Source organism: Ruegeria sp. YKSD163, from assembly GCF_059612905.1.
Genome location: NZ_JBXWRM010000001.1, coordinates 293,535 through 306,798 on the forward strand (window position 1 = coordinate 293,535; position 13,264 = coordinate 306,798).

Genomic DNA, 13,264 nt, shown 5'->3' on the forward strand with positions numbered 1-13,264 from the left:
GCCCTCTGCCCCCGGGAAATCTCTTGCGCCGCGCGGGAACGGATCCTAGGTTCAAGCTAACACGAAATCGGAGGGCGTGAAACATGGCGCCCAAGCGTCCCAAAGGTGCGGGCGCGTTCCCGAAAGCGGTCGAAAGCCCCGCGCCGAACCGGCCGGATCCGGACGCCCTCTATGCGGCGCTCGATCTTGGCACAAACAGTTGCCGCATGCTGATCGCCCAGCCCAAGGGCAGCGGTTTCCATGTGGTGGACAGCTTCTCTAAATCCGTCCAACTCGGAGCTGGGCTGGAACGGACAGGTCGTCTGTCGCGCTCGTCGATGGCGCGCACCATCCAGGCGCTGCGTATCTGCCAGCAGAAGATCAAGCGCAACAAGGTGCACCGGATGAGGCTGGTCGCGACCGAAGCCTGCCGCCGCGCCAAGAACGCGCGCGAATTCATCCGCGATGTAAAGCGTGAGACCGGTCTGACACTGGAGATCATCCAGCCCGAGGAAGAGGCCCGGCTGGCCGTGATCTCCTGCGCGCCACTGGTCTCGACCCGCTCGGAGCAACTGCTGGTGGTGGATATCGGCGGTGGCTCGACCGAGCTTGTCTGGATCGACCTGACATCGGTGCCGCGCCGCGACCGCCCCTCGGCCATCATGCGGCTGCATGCGGGGTTTCACCCGCCCGAAAGCCCCTTTCCCGCCGCCAAGGTGGTGGACTGGATCAGCGTGCCGTTGGGCGTGGCCACGCTGCGCGACCAGTTCAACGATGTCGAGGACGATTCTGCGCGCTTTGCGCTGATGAGCTGGTTCTTCGAAGAACAGCTGGCCGATTTCGTGCCCTATAGCAGTCAACTGGGCCGTGACCGGTTCCAGATCGTCGGCACCAGCGGCACCGTCACCACGGTGGCGGCCAGCCATCTGGGGCTGAAGCGGTATGACCGGACCAAGGTCGACGGGCTTCGCATGACCAGCGAGCAGATCGACAAGGTGATCCGGGGTTATCTGGATCTGGGTCCGCAGGGTCGGCGCCGCGACCCGCGCATCGGCGAGGACCGCCATGCGCTGATCATGTCGGGTTCGGCCATTCTTCAGGCGCTGCTCCGATGCTGGCCCACCAACCGGCTGTCGGTGGCCGACCGGGGCCTGCGCGAAGGCTTGCTCTACGCGCAGATGAGCGCCGACGGGGTACTGGAGGATGGACCGTTCTAGGCGTGTCCGGCTTGAATCCGGCGGCCAATCGCCGTATCGCCCAGAGCGAAAGAGAGGCCAGACGACATGGCAAAGAACACATCCGGACGCGGACAGCGTGACCTCAAGGTCAAGGTCAAGACCGCCCGCGGGCGCAAGCTCAGCTCGACCCGCTGGCTGCAACGCCAGTTGAACGACCCCTATGTCAAGCGGGCGCAGGCCGAAGGCTATCGCGGGCGCGCGGCGTTCAAGATCCTCGAACTGGACGACAAGTTCCGCTTTCTAGTGCCGGGTGCGCGGGTGGTCGATCTCGGTTGCGCCCCCGGCGGCTGGTGCCAGGTCGCGGTCAAGCGCGTCAACGCGCTGGGCGAGCGCAGCGACAAGCGCGTGGGCCGGGTGCTGGGCATCGACCTGCAAGAGGTCGAACCGATCGCGGGGGCCGAGATCCATCAGCTCGATTTCCTCGACGACGGTGCCGATGACCGGATCAAGGAGTGGCTGGGCGGCAAGGCGGATGTGGTGATGTCGGACATGGCGGCCTCGTCTTCGGGCCACAAGCAGACCGATCACCTGCGGATCATCGCACTGTGCGAGGCCGCGGCCTATCTGGCCTTTGACGTGCTCGAAGAAGGTGGCACGTTCGTGGCCAAGGTACTGGCCGGTGGGGCGGAGGGTGATCTGCAAAAACTGCTCAAGCAGAAATTCACCAAGGTCGCCAACGTGAAACCGCCCGCCTCACGTTCGGACAGTTCCGAAAAGTTTGTGGTGGCCACCGGCTTTCGCGGCTAGGCGGGCGCCGTTTTCCGTCGCGGAAAACGGCCCGGAAAACATCTGTTTTCCGGCTCCTGCCGCAGGCAAATACCCAGAATTCAGCCGTTGTGGCTGAAACGACGCCGCAGCACGCGACAGCAGGCACAGCGCATCTCCGGCGTTCAGCGATTGCGCGAATAGCCGCGCGCCCATCGCCTCGGCCCGGCTTTGCTGATCCAGGAACATGAACAGGCGGGCATGTCTGCCCCCATCGCAAAGAGCTGGCATCTGATTTCTCCTGCAGCAGGGCCTTCTGGCCCATGAACCGTCAACCTGCCACGCGGTTCTGCCGATCCGATGGCACAATCAAGGCCGCTTCGAGGCAGTCGGCTCTCAGCCTATTCGCCCGCCAAGTCCATCAAGGCGCCGTTGAACTCGGCGCCCAGAATCAGGATCGCGGCATTCAGATACAGAAAGATCAGCGCCGCCATCGCCCCAGCCAGTCCGGCATAGGTCGCTGAATAACTGGCGAAATTCGCGATGTAGAGAGAGAATCCCCAGCCGCAACCGGCCCAGAGCACCAGCGTCAGCACCACCCCCGGCAGGATCCGCCTGAGCGGATGCCGCCGCGCGGGCAAGAGGGCATGGCAGGCCAGCACCGCGCCCGCCGGCATCGCGACCACGAAAATCCAGCTTAGCCGCTCGACCGACAACCAGTCGGGCGCCTCTCCCGGCAGGGCCTCGGTGACCAGCCGGGTATAGATCGGCATCGCCACCTCGAACGCGGCCACCGCCAGCACGATAGCACCGCCCCCCACCACGATCCCGATGCACAGCAGCCGGGTCTTCCAGAAGGGCCGCGTATCCGCGTCGTGATAGGCCCGCGAGATCGCCTCGCGCACCGCATCCACCCCGTTCGAGGCAAAATAGACCGCCAGCACGCCGCCCACCGTCATGACGCGCGAATTCGCTCCCTCCAGCACCGCATTCAGCTCCGCCACGATGGGGGTGGCAACCTGTTCGGGCCAGGTGCCAAAGATCAGTTGGATCAGGTCGTCGGTCACCAGATTTTGGCTGAGACTGCCCGCCAGCGCCACGGTAAAGAGGATGAAAGGAAACAGCGCCATCATCATCGACATCGCAACATGGCTGCTCATGACAAAACCGCTTTTGGCCTGAAACCGGCTCAACGCCAGCCAGACCGCGCGCAGCGGCAGGGGAAGGGAGGGATTCGCCGGACGCGTCATGGGGTCAATCTAGCCGCTGGTGGTACCGGGTTCCAGCCGTGCCACGATCGCGCGGGAACAGAAGGTCCCGGCGGCGCACCTGACGCATCGCTCAGCACAGTCGGCCCTGCCTGTCCGCAATGGTGTCCGCGATTGCAGCCGGGAGCAGGTCCGTGCAACATGGCTGCGACATGCCACAGCCCGATCCCGCCCCCACCCCGACGCGCCCGCAGCTGGCCCAGTTGCGCGACATTGCCATCCTGCTGGCGCTCGCCGTATTGGCGCTTTATGCCGGAGCGGGATTTCTGATCCCGCTGGCGCTGGCCTTTCTGGTCTATGTTCTGGTCACCGCGATCAGCGACCGGGTCCATGCCGCGACCGGCGCGCCGGTCTGGCTGACCACGCTGGCGGGGATCACGGTGGTTCTTGCCGGTCTCTTCGTCATGATCGCGGTGATTGGGGGGCAGGCCACGCAATTCGCCCGTGCCATCGCAAGTTACGAGAATGCCTTTGACGAGGCGGTGACCCGGGTTGCGGCACTCTTGGGCGAAGAGGTTACCGGTTTCGTGCGCGACAACCTGATCCGCATTGACCTGTCTGCCCTGACCCGGACGGCGCTGGGCAGCGCCACCTCGCTTCTCAACACCTTCCTGCTGGTCTCGCTTTATGTGGCGTTCCTACTGGCCGAGCGGCGGGTGCTTGGCATCAAGCTGCTGCTGGCCGCCCGTGACCCTCAACTGGGCCGGGACATGAGTCAGGTGATGGAGGCGATCTCGCACAATCTGCAAAGCTATCTGGGCGTCAAGACATTCGTCAGCCTGCTGACCGCCGGCATCAGCTATGCCGTGTTCACCCTGCTGGGGCTGGAGTTCGCCGAGACCTGGGCGGTGCTGACATTCGCGCTGAACTTCATTCCCTCGATCGGGTCTATCGTAGCGGTGATCTTTCCGGCGCTTGCCTCGCTGGTGCAGTTCGACACCATCACGCCCTTTCTCGTCATCGTGTTCTTTTGCGGGACGGTGCAGTTCCTGATCGGCAATTTCCTCGACCCGGCGCTGTTGGGGCGGTCGCTGAACATGTCCACCTTCATGGTGATCCTGGCGCTGACCTTCTGGACGGCGGTCTGGGGGCTGATCGGCGCCTTTCTCAGCGTGCCACTCACGGTCTGCATGCTGATCGTGTTCCGCCATGTCCCCGCGCTGCGGCCGGTGGCGGTGCTGATGTCCAAGGACGGCCACCCCGAGGCGCAGGACCCAAACGCGTGACAGCCCCCCTGCCCGAGGCCCTGTTCATCGGTTCCGAGATCTATCGCCGCTCGACCTATGGCGCGACGCATCCGCTGGCGATCCCGCGCGTGTCGACGGTGATCGACCTATGCCGGTCACTGGGCTGGTTCGCACCCGGCCAATACCGCACCAGCCCGCGCGCGCGGCCAGCCGCGCTGAGTGCATTTCACACGCCCGACTATATCACCGCACTGCAACGGGCCGAGGCCGAGCAGGCGGTGAGCGAGGAGACCCGCGCTCGCCACGGGTTGGGCACCCTGCCCAACCCGGTCTTTGCCGAGATGTTCCGGCGCCCGGCCACGGCGGCGGGCGGCTCGCTCTTGGGGGCCGAACTGGTGGCGCAGGGCCACCGCGTGTTCAACCCCGGCGGCGGCACGCATCACGGCTTTGCCGACCGCGCGGGCGGCTTCTGCTATCTCAATGACCCGGTTCTGGCGATCCTGGCGCTGCAACGGCTGGGCTGCACCCGCGTCGCCTATGTTGATATCGATGCGCATCATTGCGACGGGGTCGCCTCGGCCTTTCACGGGTCGGAAACGGTGCGCATGATCTCGGTCCACGAGGCGCGGCGCTGGCCCTTTACCGGCGGGCTGGCGGATGACGCGGGAGGTGCGGCGTTGAACCTGCCGGTGGCACGCGGACTGAATGACTGCGAGTTCGGACTGATCCTCGATCACCTGATCCTGCCTGCGGTGGCAGGATTCCGCCCCGATGCTGTGGTTCTGCAATGCGGCGCCGATGCAGTGGCCGAGGACCCGCTGTCGCGGCTGGCGCTGTCCAACTGCGCGCATCGGGAGACGGTGCGGGCGCTGGCGGCGCTCTGCCCGCGCCTGCTGGTGCTGGGCGGTGGCGGCTACAACCCGTGGAGCGTGGCGCGCGCCTGGACCGGGGTCTGGGCCACGCTCAGGGGCAACGAGATCCCCGACCGCCTGCCCCCCGAGGCCGAGGCGGTGCTGCGCGGTCTCACCTGGCAGCGGCAGCGCCACGCGCCCCGCCCCGAGACCTGGTTCACCACGCTGGCCGACACGCCGCGCCCCGGCGCGATCCGGTCCGAGCTGCGCGCGGACCTGTCCCGGCTGGAACAGAGGATGCGGGCCGAGGTCTGAACCGGCATCCGGGGCTATGCCATCGCGCGTGCGCCTGCTAAGGCTTTGACATGTGGACCGCTCTTCTGTCGCTGATCGTCTTCTGCCTCTACGGGGCGTCGATCATCTGCGCGGTGCAGGCGGCGCGCACCGCGCGCACGCCGCAGGGCGCGGTCGGCTGGGTGGTGTTCCTGCTCACCCTGCCCTGGGCCTCGGTGCCGCTTTACATGTTTCTGGGGCATCACCGATTTCGCGGCTACCGTATAGCGCGGCGCGAGAGTGAGAGGGTGGTGGCCGGGCTGCGCGCCCATGCTGATGCCACCGCCCCCGATCCCGACCGCGTGATGGTCAACACCCGCCCCTTTGAAAAGATCGCCCATATGGCGGTCAGCCGGGGCAATGGCGCCCGACTGCTGGTCGATGGCGAGGCCACATTTGCCGCGCTCTTTGCCGCCATCGATGCCGCACGCCACTATGTGCTGATCCAGTTCTATATCGTGCGCGACGACGATCTGGGGCTGGAGCTGCGCGACCGGCTGATCGCAGCGTCCCGGCGCGGGGTCAAGGTGCGGTTCCTGACCGATGCCATCGGCAGCTACCGTTTGTCGGACAGCTATGTCGAGGATCTGCGCGCCGCCGGAATCGACATCGCCGACCCGCGCAAGCAACGCGGCCCCAACACCCGGTTTCAGGTCAATTATCGCAACCATCGCAAGACGGTCGTGGTGGATGGGCATACCGGCTATATCGGCGGCCACAATGTGGGCGTCGAATATCTGGGCCAGGACGCGGCGATGGGCCGTTGGCGCGATACTCATTTGGAAATCACCGGTCCCACGGTCCTGCAACTCCAGCTGGTCTTTGCCGAGGACTGGCATTGGGCGCGGGGCGAGGATCTGCTCGATCTTCTCATTTGGGAGACCCGACTGGCCTCGCAGGATGCGAATGCCCTGATCGTCGCCACAGGGCCCGGTGACCGAACCGAAAGCGGCGCGATGATGTTCTTTGCCGCGATTACAGCGGCACAGCGCCGGTTCTGGATCGCCTCACCGTATTTCGTGCCCGATCTCGACATTCTGGCGGCGCTGAAGCACGCCGCGCTGCGCGGGGTGGATGTGCGCCTTCTGGTACCCGACGAGGCCGATCACACCATTCCCTGGCTGGCGGCCTTCGCCTATTTCGACGAGGTGCGCGAGGCCGGGGTACGCGTGATGCGCTATACCGACGGCTTTCTGCACCAAAAGGTATTCGTCGTCGATGATACCATCGCCGCCGTTGGCACAACCAACCTGGACAACCGCTCGTTCCGGCTGAATTTCGAGGCGATGGCGCTGTTCTTTGACGCAACCGTGGCCGCGCAGGTGGCGGCAATGCTGGAACATGATTTTGCCAGCAGCACCGAGCTGACACGCAGCCTGGCCGCGCAGCCCATGTTCATCCGCTACGGCGCGCCGCTGGCACGGCTGTTTGCCCCGATCCTGTAGACAAATCCTTTAGCGCGGCAGGCGGCCTTCGAAAATCCTGCCGATCAGCGCCACCAGATAGGCCGTGGACAGGCCAAAGGCCAACAGCCCCGCCACCGCGGCAAAGGCAGCAAAGATACGCAGGCCCGGCCCCAGCACGATGTCGCCATAGCCCAGCGTGGTATAGGTGACGAGCGAGAAATACAGCGCCTCGTTCCAGTCGGTCAGAACGTCGCTCCAGATCCAGACCCCGGCCCAGAGCCAGACCTGCAAAGTATGGGCCAGCACGATGAAGGCCAGCGAAACACTGATCACCGCCGCCGTGCGCATGGCGCGCGACAGATGTCGCAGCCGGATCGACAGGTGCACGATCACCAGGGTGCACCAGACCAGCAGCAGCACCTCGACCACGAAACACAGGCCCAGATACAGGCTGCCCCACATGATCTGTTGCAAGAGTGTCATCGTCGCCCGCCTTTGCCCCTTTTCGTTCTGGGCGCAGGATGACGGTGCTGGCCGGTAGGTGCAACCCCGCCGCGCCCTTGGGCCGCGGGGTCACGCTCAGCGTGTCTGCGCCATGCAGTCATTATAGGTTCGGGTGTAGATTTTCTTCCGCCGCTTTTCCTCGAATCGCTCCGACGCAGCCGACCCGGCATAGGCCGGTGCTCCCTGGGTCGCGGGCCCCGAGGAGCGCGATACCCCTACCCCGACCGAGCCGCCAAGGCGCAGCGTGGTGCGCCCCTGCGACCATTCGGTGTCGCGGATGCCGGCCTGTTTCAGCGCCCGTTCGTGGCACAGGGCAGCGCGATCCTGCGCCAGCGCGGGCACGGCGAAAAGGGCAAAAAGAAGAATGGACAATCTGAACATAAGGCGGCTCCTATCCCCCTGCACATGGGAGCGCGCCCGACCGATTGCAATCGCTGCCCTGCGGCGAATGGGGACAATCGCGGCTTGGGGCTGGACAGCGGCAGAGGACGGACCATTCTCTGACCCATAACTGCCCGGAGGCCGCGCGCCCATGCTTCTGACCGTCGATACCGTGACCAAGACCTATCCGGGGGGGCGCCCGGTGCTGCGCGGGGCCTCGATCACGCTGGATCGAGGGCAGAGCTTGGCGCTGACCGGCGAAAGCGGCAGCGGCAAGAGCACGCTGTTGAACTTGACCGGTGCGCTGGACGGGTTCGACAGCGGCGAGATCACGCTGGACGGGGTGGCGCTGTCGCGACTTGACGATGCGGGCCGGGCGGCGCTGCGGCGCGACCAAGTGGCGCTGGTATTCCAGCAGTTCAACCTGATCCCGGCGCTGACCGTGGCACAGAACCTCTCGTTCCAGGCGCGGCTGGCCGGGCGGCTGGATGCCGATTGGCTGAATGAGATCACCGCGCGGCTGGGGTTGGAGGATCTGACCGATCGCTATCCCGAGCAGCTGTCGGGTGGTCAGCAACAGAGGGTCGCCATCGGTCGGGCGATGGCCGGTCGTCCGAAGCTGTTGCTGGCGGACGAGCCGACCGGCAACCTCGACGAGACCGCCGCCGGCACCGTGCTGGACCTGATGCTGGACCTGGTGCGCGACAGCGGCACGGCGCTGCTGTTGGTGACCCATTCGCAGGCCATCGCCGCCCGGCTGGATTGGCGCGCGCATCTGACCGGCGGGCGGGTGGCGGCGTGATCGGCGCCGCGCTTCTGGCGCTGGGGTCGCATTGGCGGCGCCATCCGATTCAGCTGGTGACGCTGCTCTTGGGCGTGGCGCTGGCCACCGGCCTCTGGTCGGCGGTGCAGGCCATCAATGGCGAGGCGCGCGCCTCTTATGCGCGCGCGGCCAGCCAGATCGGCGCCGACGGGCTGGACCGCCTGCGCCGCGCGGATGGGGCGGCTCTGACGCTTGATGACTATCTTGCCCTGCGCGAGGCGGGCTGGCAGGTGGCCGCCGTGCTCGAGGGCGAGATGCGGCTGGGTCCGCGCACGGTGGCGGTGACCGGCATAGACCTCTTGGCCTATCCCGACCTGCCTGCCATCGCCGAAAGCGCCGCCGCTGCCGAAATCGCCCCGGTCGAGGCGCTGACCGCGCCCGGACGCCTGTTTGCCGCGCCCGCATTGGCGCTGGCCTTGCAGGGCGAACCCGGCCTGCCGCCGGTGGTCGAGACCACCGCCCTGCCACCCGACACGATGCTGACCGATATCGGCACCGCCGAGACGCTGCTGAACCGTCCCGACCATATCTCGCATCTGCTGGTCCTGCCCAAGCAGCCGCTGCGCCGTGCCCCTCTGACCGAGATCGCCCCCGAACTGATCCGCCAGCCCGCTTCCAGAGCCCAGGACATCGCGCGGCTGACGGACAGCTTTCACCTCAACCTCACCGCCTTTGGGCTGCTCTCCTTCGTGGTGGGCCTGTTCATCGTACATGGCGCGGTCGGACTGGCGTTCGAGCAGCGACGCGGCCTTATCCGCACGCTGCGCGCGCTGGGCCTGCCGCTGCGGCTGTTGACCCGGCTGTTGCTGGCAGAGCTGTGCCTGCTGGCGCTGCTGGGCGGTGCGGCGGGGCTGGTGCTGGGCTATGTGGTGGCTGCCGCCCTGCTGCCGGACGTGGCGGCAACCCTTCGCGGGCTTTACGGGGCGCCGGTCTCGGGCGTGCTGGAACTCAGGCCGGTCTGGCTGCTGTCGGGCCTTGGCATGGCGGTGGCGGGCACCCTGCTGGCCAGTGCACAGGCGCTGTGGCGGCTGGCCCGCATGCCGATCCTGGCCGCGCCCGGACAGCGCGCCTGGGGCAGCGGGCGCCTGAACGCGCGGACCCAGCTGCTGCTGGCGTTGGCGCTATTGCTTACCGGACTGGCGGGATTTGCGCTGAGTGGCGGGCTGATCGGCGGGTTTGTCCTTTTGGGCGCGGTGCTGATGGCCGCCGCGCTGGCGCTGCCGCCGACCCTTTCGGTTCTGCTGACGTTCGGCACTACGCGGGCGCGCGGCCCGGTTGCAGAATGGCTGTGGTCCGACATGCGGGCACAGCTGCCCGGCCTGTCACTTGCGCTGATGGCGCTGCTGCTGGCACTGGCCGCAAATATCGGCGTCGGCACCATGGTAGCGAGCTTTCGCCTCACCTTCGACGGCTGGCTTGACCAGCGGCTGACCTCGACCCTTTACGTCACTGCCCGCGACGATGCGCAGGGCGCCGCATTGGCGGACTGGCTGGAACCGCGCAGCGATGCGGTGTTGCCGATCCGTCCAGTCGAGCTCGACCGCGCAGGCGCGCCGCTGTTCGTCTATGGAATCGTCGATCACCAGAGCTATCGCACCCACTGGCCGCTGATCGCGCGCAGCCCGCAGGACTGGGACCGGGTGATGCGCGGAGAGGCGGCTCTGATCAACGAACAGATGGCGCGGCGCGACGGGCTTTGGCCCGGTGACAGGGTCGAACTGGCCCCTGGCTGGACCCTGCCGGTGGCCGCAGTCTATTCCGATTACGGCAACCCGACCGGACAGGCCATCGTGGCGCTGGAGCAGTTGCTGGACCGCTATCCCGGCACGCCCGACACAAGGTTCGGCGTGCATCTGGCGCCTGAGCAAGCCGATGCGCTGGCCGATGAGATCACCGCCACCTTCGACCTTCCCGCCGGCTCGGTGATCCGTCAGGAGACGCTCAAGGCCCGCTCACGCGCGATCTTTGAAAAGACCTTTCTGGTCACCGGCGCGCTCAACATTCTGACATTGGGGGTGGCGGGGTTTGCGATCCTCACCAGCCTGCTGACGCTGTGGACACAACGATTGCCGCAGCTAGCACCGGTCTGGGCGCTAGGGCTGACCCGCGCTCGGCTGGCGCGGCTGGAACTGGCGCGCGCGGTGGCGCTGGCGGCGATGACGGCTCTGCTGGCACTGCCGCTGGGGTTGGTGCTGGCCTGGCTGCTCTTGGCGGTGATCAACGTGGCGGCCTTTGGCTGGCGGCTGCCGATGTATCTGTTCCCGCTCGACTGGCTGCGGCTGATCGGGCTGGCGCTGGCCACCGGGGCGCTGGCCGCCGCCCTGCCCGCGCTACGCCTATACCGCCTGCCGCCTGCCCACCTGCTGAGGGTCTTTGCCAATGAACGCTAGGCTGCTTGTCTTTCTGCTGCTCTGGCCCTGGGCGGCGCTGGCGCAGGGCTTTGCCGGACTGGGAACCGAGGCTGATGGCTTTGCGGTGCCAGAGCGCGGGCAAAGCCCCGCCTTTCCCGCCGATCACGGGCCACATCCCGATTTCCGCATCGAATGGTGGTATCTGACTGCCACGCTGACCGGGGCCGACGGGCGCGATTATGGCCTGCAATGGACCCTGTTCCGCTCGGCCCTGAAACCGGGCGATGCCCCGGGCTGGCAAAGCCCGCAACTGTGGATGGGACATGCCGCCGTAACCACGCCCGACAGCCACCTCTTTGCCGAGCGACTGTCGCGCGGCGGCATCGGACAGGCAGGCGCCCAGGCCACCCCCTTTCGCGCCTGGATCGACGAATGGGAGATGGCGGGCGACATGGGGGGCGACATGGTGCTGCGCGCCGGGGGAAGCGATTTCGCCTATCATCTGGCCATGCGCGCCAAAGGGCCGCTGGTCCTGCATGGCGAAGGGGGCTATTCGGTCAAATCCGCCGCCGGTCAGGCCAGCTATTACTATTCGCAACCGTTTCTGGAGGTCTCAGGCAGCCTGACCCTGCCCGAGGGAGAGATGCCGGTGACCGGCCAGGCCTGGATCGACCGGGAATGGTCCTCGCAACCGCTGGCCGAGGATCAGAGCGGCTGGGACTGGTTCTCGCTGGTGCTGGACGATGGTAGCCGGGTGATGGCCTTTCGCCTGCGCGGCGACACGGATTTTGCATCTGGAACATGGATCGGACCCGATGGGCGCGCGACCGCCCTGCCCGATGGCAGCATCCACGCCGAGCCATTGGCCACCGCGCCCAGCGGAGCAGGCCCCGAGGTGCCGGTGCGCTGGCGGCTGGCGATCCCGGCACGGGGGCTGGATGTGACGGTCAAGGCGCTATACCCGCAGGCCTGGATGGGCACGTCTTTTGCCTATTGGGAAGGACCGGTGCGCGTCAGCGGCAGCCACGCCGGACGTGGTTATCTGGAGATGACCGGCTACGGGGACGAGTAAGGCTGGGTCGCGCCCGAACGCAGAGGACGGGCGCGACCTTCTGCTTTCTGGCCTATACACCTTCGGCGTTGCGGGCGCGGGCAAGTTCCTTGTAGACCTTGTTGCGCACCCGGTTCACAGCGCCCAGCGGGCGATGCTCGGGCAGCGTGTTCCACGGGTTGAAGGCCATCCGATCCCCTGCCGCAATGCGAGCCGCGCGCGCCACCGCGTCCCCCGCGTCAAGCGCCGGGATCTCGATCCGTGCCAGTTTCACCCAGCCCGCCCCATTCTCGGTCCAGTTCACGTTTGGATCCTCGATCGGATGCGCTGCCACGTCCTCTTGCGGCTGGATATAGAAATCAAAGGCCGCCGCCTTGCCGTTCAACCCGTCAAGCAGCTGATCGGTCAGCCCATCCGCGCCCTCGACCCCGTCTCGCAACTCTCCGGGCGCAGGCGCCGGATCGGGCACCACGCGATGTTTCACCGCGATATCGCCATGCAGAAACGGTGTCGTGCTCCAATAGATTGCGCGCAGGGGCGAGGTCGGATGCTGATCGCCAAATTTCTGGGCCACCGCATAGATATCGTGACTGAAATACTTCTTGAGGAATTTCAGGTAGATCCCGTTCACGATTGCGGCAAGCGCCTCGTCCCCGTTACGCTTGAAATTCAGAACCTCGGAGACGAGATCGTTGAAGGCGGAATACTCGTTCAGATCGCCCTCGAAAAAGGTCTCGTTATCCACCAGCACGAAATCGAGCGTGCCCTTGGCATCCGCCGCCCCTTCGACGCGACCGCCCGGCACGCCGAAAAGCTTGATCGCCATGCCATGGGCATCGCCGCCCTTGGGATCGTCGCGACGTTCGGTGCCATTGGAAAACCGGATCAGCGCCGCATACTCACCGGGTTGCGCAAACAGCCCCGCGCGAAAGGCTTGCGGCAGGTCAGGGCCGACGATGAACCGGGCCGGAATGGCACCATGCCCCTTGGGATGCTGGGCCCGCCATTTGAAACCGTTCTCCTCGACCTCCATCATCTTGAGATTTGCCTGAATGATGTCGGCGATAATCTGGTCCTCATTGGCCGAGATCGGCGCCTCGCCCAGATCCGCGCGAATATCCGTCATGTCAAATTACCCTTCAAAGAAACTGCCGGCGAAATAGCGCCGGCAGCCAAAGGTACCACGG

The 13,264-nt window shown here is 66.2% G+C and carries 12 protein-coding genes; 8 read left to right on the forward strand and 4 right to left on the reverse strand.

Going from position 1 to position 13,264, the window contains the following annotated elements; genetic code table 11:
- Positions 1-83: 83 nt before the first annotated feature.
- Positions 84-1,196, forward strand: coding sequence for a Ppx/GppA phosphatase family protein (locus AC2FNA_RS01390; protein ID WP_234136766.1), 1,113 nt, complete (start codon positions 84-86; stop codon positions 1,194-1,196).
- Between the two features lie 66 nt (positions 1,197-1,262).
- Positions 1,263-1,964 (forward strand): RlmE family RNA methyltransferase, encoded by a 702-nt coding sequence (locus AC2FNA_RS01395; RefSeq protein WP_234145165.1) that lies wholly within the window; start codon positions 1,263-1,265, stop codon positions 1,962-1,964.
- A gap of 359 nt (positions 1,965-2,323) precedes the next feature.
- Here the strand turns inward: AC2FNA_RS01395 and AC2FNA_RS01400 are convergent, their stop codons facing one another.
- Positions 2,324-3,172: a YihY/virulence factor BrkB family protein gene (locus tag AC2FNA_RS01400; protein WP_496823860.1), complete on the reverse strand. Its 849-nt coding sequence runs from the start codon at positions 3,170-3,172 to the stop codon at positions 2,324-2,326.
- Positions 3,173-3,324: 152 nt separating this feature from the next.
- Between AC2FNA_RS01400 and AC2FNA_RS01405 the strand changes: the two genes are divergently transcribed.
- Genes AC2FNA_RS01405 through cls form a run of 3 tightly spaced genes read left to right on the forward strand, consistent with a single transcriptional unit; the run spans position 3,325 to position 7,006 of the window.
- Positions 3,325-4,416, forward strand: a complete 1,092-nt coding sequence (locus AC2FNA_RS01405; protein ID WP_496823862.1) for an AI-2E family transporter — start codon at positions 3,325-3,327, stop codon at positions 4,414-4,416.
- Positions 4,413-5,543 carry an acetoin utilization protein AcuC gene (locus AC2FNA_RS01410; RefSeq protein ID WP_496823863.1) on the forward strand — a complete coding sequence of 377 codons (1,131 nt, stop codon included), beginning with the start codon at positions 4,413-4,415 and terminating at the stop codon, positions 5,541-5,543. Before AC2FNA_RS01405 ends, AC2FNA_RS01410 begins: the two co-directional genes overlap by 4 nt.
- Before the next feature lie 50 nt (positions 5,544-5,593).
- On the forward strand, positions 5,594-7,006 hold the full coding sequence (cls, locus tag AC2FNA_RS01415; RefSeq protein WP_496823864.1) for a cardiolipin synthase: 1,413 nt from the start codon (positions 5,594-5,596) through the stop codon (positions 7,004-7,006).
- A 9-nt stretch (positions 7,007-7,015) separates the two neighbouring features.
- Here cls and AC2FNA_RS01420 read toward each other — a convergent pair whose 3' ends face one another.
- Both AC2FNA_RS01420 and AC2FNA_RS01425 read right to left on the reverse strand, forming a co-directional pair.
- A complete protein-coding gene (locus AC2FNA_RS01420; protein ID WP_496823866.1) occupies positions 7,016-7,450 on the reverse strand; it encodes an ion channel in 435 nt (144 codons plus the stop codon).
- Positions 7,451-7,546: 96 nt separating this feature from the next.
- Positions 7,547-7,852 (reverse strand): hypothetical protein, encoded by a 306-nt coding sequence (locus AC2FNA_RS01425; RefSeq protein WP_496823868.1) that lies wholly within the window; start codon positions 7,850-7,852, stop codon positions 7,547-7,549.
- 151 nt (positions 7,853-8,003) lie between these two features.
- On the opposite strand from AC2FNA_RS01425, the gene AC2FNA_RS01430 reads away from it, so the two are divergent.
- From AC2FNA_RS01430 to AC2FNA_RS01440, 3 genes are read left to right on the forward strand one after another with little or no spacing between them, the layout of a single operon-like run.
- Positions 8,004-8,654 (forward strand): ABC transporter ATP-binding protein, encoded by a 651-nt coding sequence (locus tag AC2FNA_RS01430; RefSeq protein ID WP_496823870.1) that lies wholly within the window; start codon positions 8,004-8,006, stop codon positions 8,652-8,654.
- Positions 8,651-11,065 carry an FtsX-like permease family protein gene (locus AC2FNA_RS01435; protein WP_496824304.1) on the forward strand — a complete coding sequence of 805 codons (2,415 nt, stop codon included), beginning with the start codon at positions 8,651-8,653 and terminating at the stop codon, positions 11,063-11,065. Before AC2FNA_RS01430 ends, AC2FNA_RS01435 begins: the two co-directional genes overlap by 4 nt.
- Positions 11,055-12,098 carry a lipocalin-like domain-containing protein gene (locus tag AC2FNA_RS01440; protein WP_496823872.1) on the forward strand — a complete coding sequence of 348 codons (1,044 nt, stop codon included), beginning with the start codon at positions 11,055-11,057 and terminating at the stop codon, positions 12,096-12,098. The genes AC2FNA_RS01435 and AC2FNA_RS01440 overlap by 11 nt, the downstream gene beginning before the upstream one ends.
- Before the next feature lie 52 nt (positions 12,099-12,150).
- Here AC2FNA_RS01440 and AC2FNA_RS01445 read toward each other — a convergent pair whose 3' ends face one another.
- Entirely contained in the window at positions 12,151-13,203 is a 1,053-nt protein-coding gene (locus tag AC2FNA_RS01445) for a catalase family protein (protein ID WP_496823874.1), read from the reverse strand.
- Positions 13,204-13,264 lie beyond the last annotated feature (61 nt).

What these genes read in the sequence shown, in the direction of transcription:
- AC2FNA_RS01390 (WP_234136766.1), top strand. Translation starts at nt 84, where the DNA reads ATGGCGCCCAAGCGTCCCAAAGGTGCGGGCGCGTTCCCGAAAGCGGTC.
- AC2FNA_RS01395 (WP_234145165.1), top strand. Translation starts at nt 1,263, where the DNA reads ATGGCAAAGAACACATCCGGACGCGGACAGCGTGACCTCAAGGTCAAG.
- AC2FNA_RS01400 (WP_496823860.1), bottom strand. Translation starts at nt 3,172, where the DNA reads ATGACGCGTCCGGCGAATCCCTCCCTTCCCCTGCCGCTGCGCGCGGTC.
- cls (WP_496823864.1), top strand. Translation starts at nt 5,594, where the DNA reads ATGTGGACCGCTCTTCTGTCGCTGATCGTCTTCTGCCTCTACGGGGCG.
- AC2FNA_RS01420 (WP_496823866.1), bottom strand. Translation starts at nt 7,450, where the DNA reads ATGACACTCTTGCAACAGATCATGTGGGGCAGCCTGTATCTGGGCCTG.
- AC2FNA_RS01425 (WP_496823868.1), bottom strand. Translation starts at nt 7,852, where the DNA reads ATGTTCAGATTGTCCATTCTTCTTTTTGCCCTTTTCGCCGTGCCCGCG.
- AC2FNA_RS01430 (WP_496823870.1), top strand. Translation starts at nt 8,004, where the DNA reads ATGCTTCTGACCGTCGATACCGTGACCAAGACCTATCCGGGGGGGCGC.
- AC2FNA_RS01440 (WP_496823872.1), top strand. Translation starts at nt 11,055, where the DNA reads ATGAACGCTAGGCTGCTTGTCTTTCTGCTGCTCTGGCCCTGGGCGGCG.
- AC2FNA_RS01445 (WP_496823874.1), bottom strand. Translation starts at nt 13,203, where the DNA reads ATGACGGATATTCGCGCGGATCTGGGCGAGGCGCCGATCTCGGCCAAT.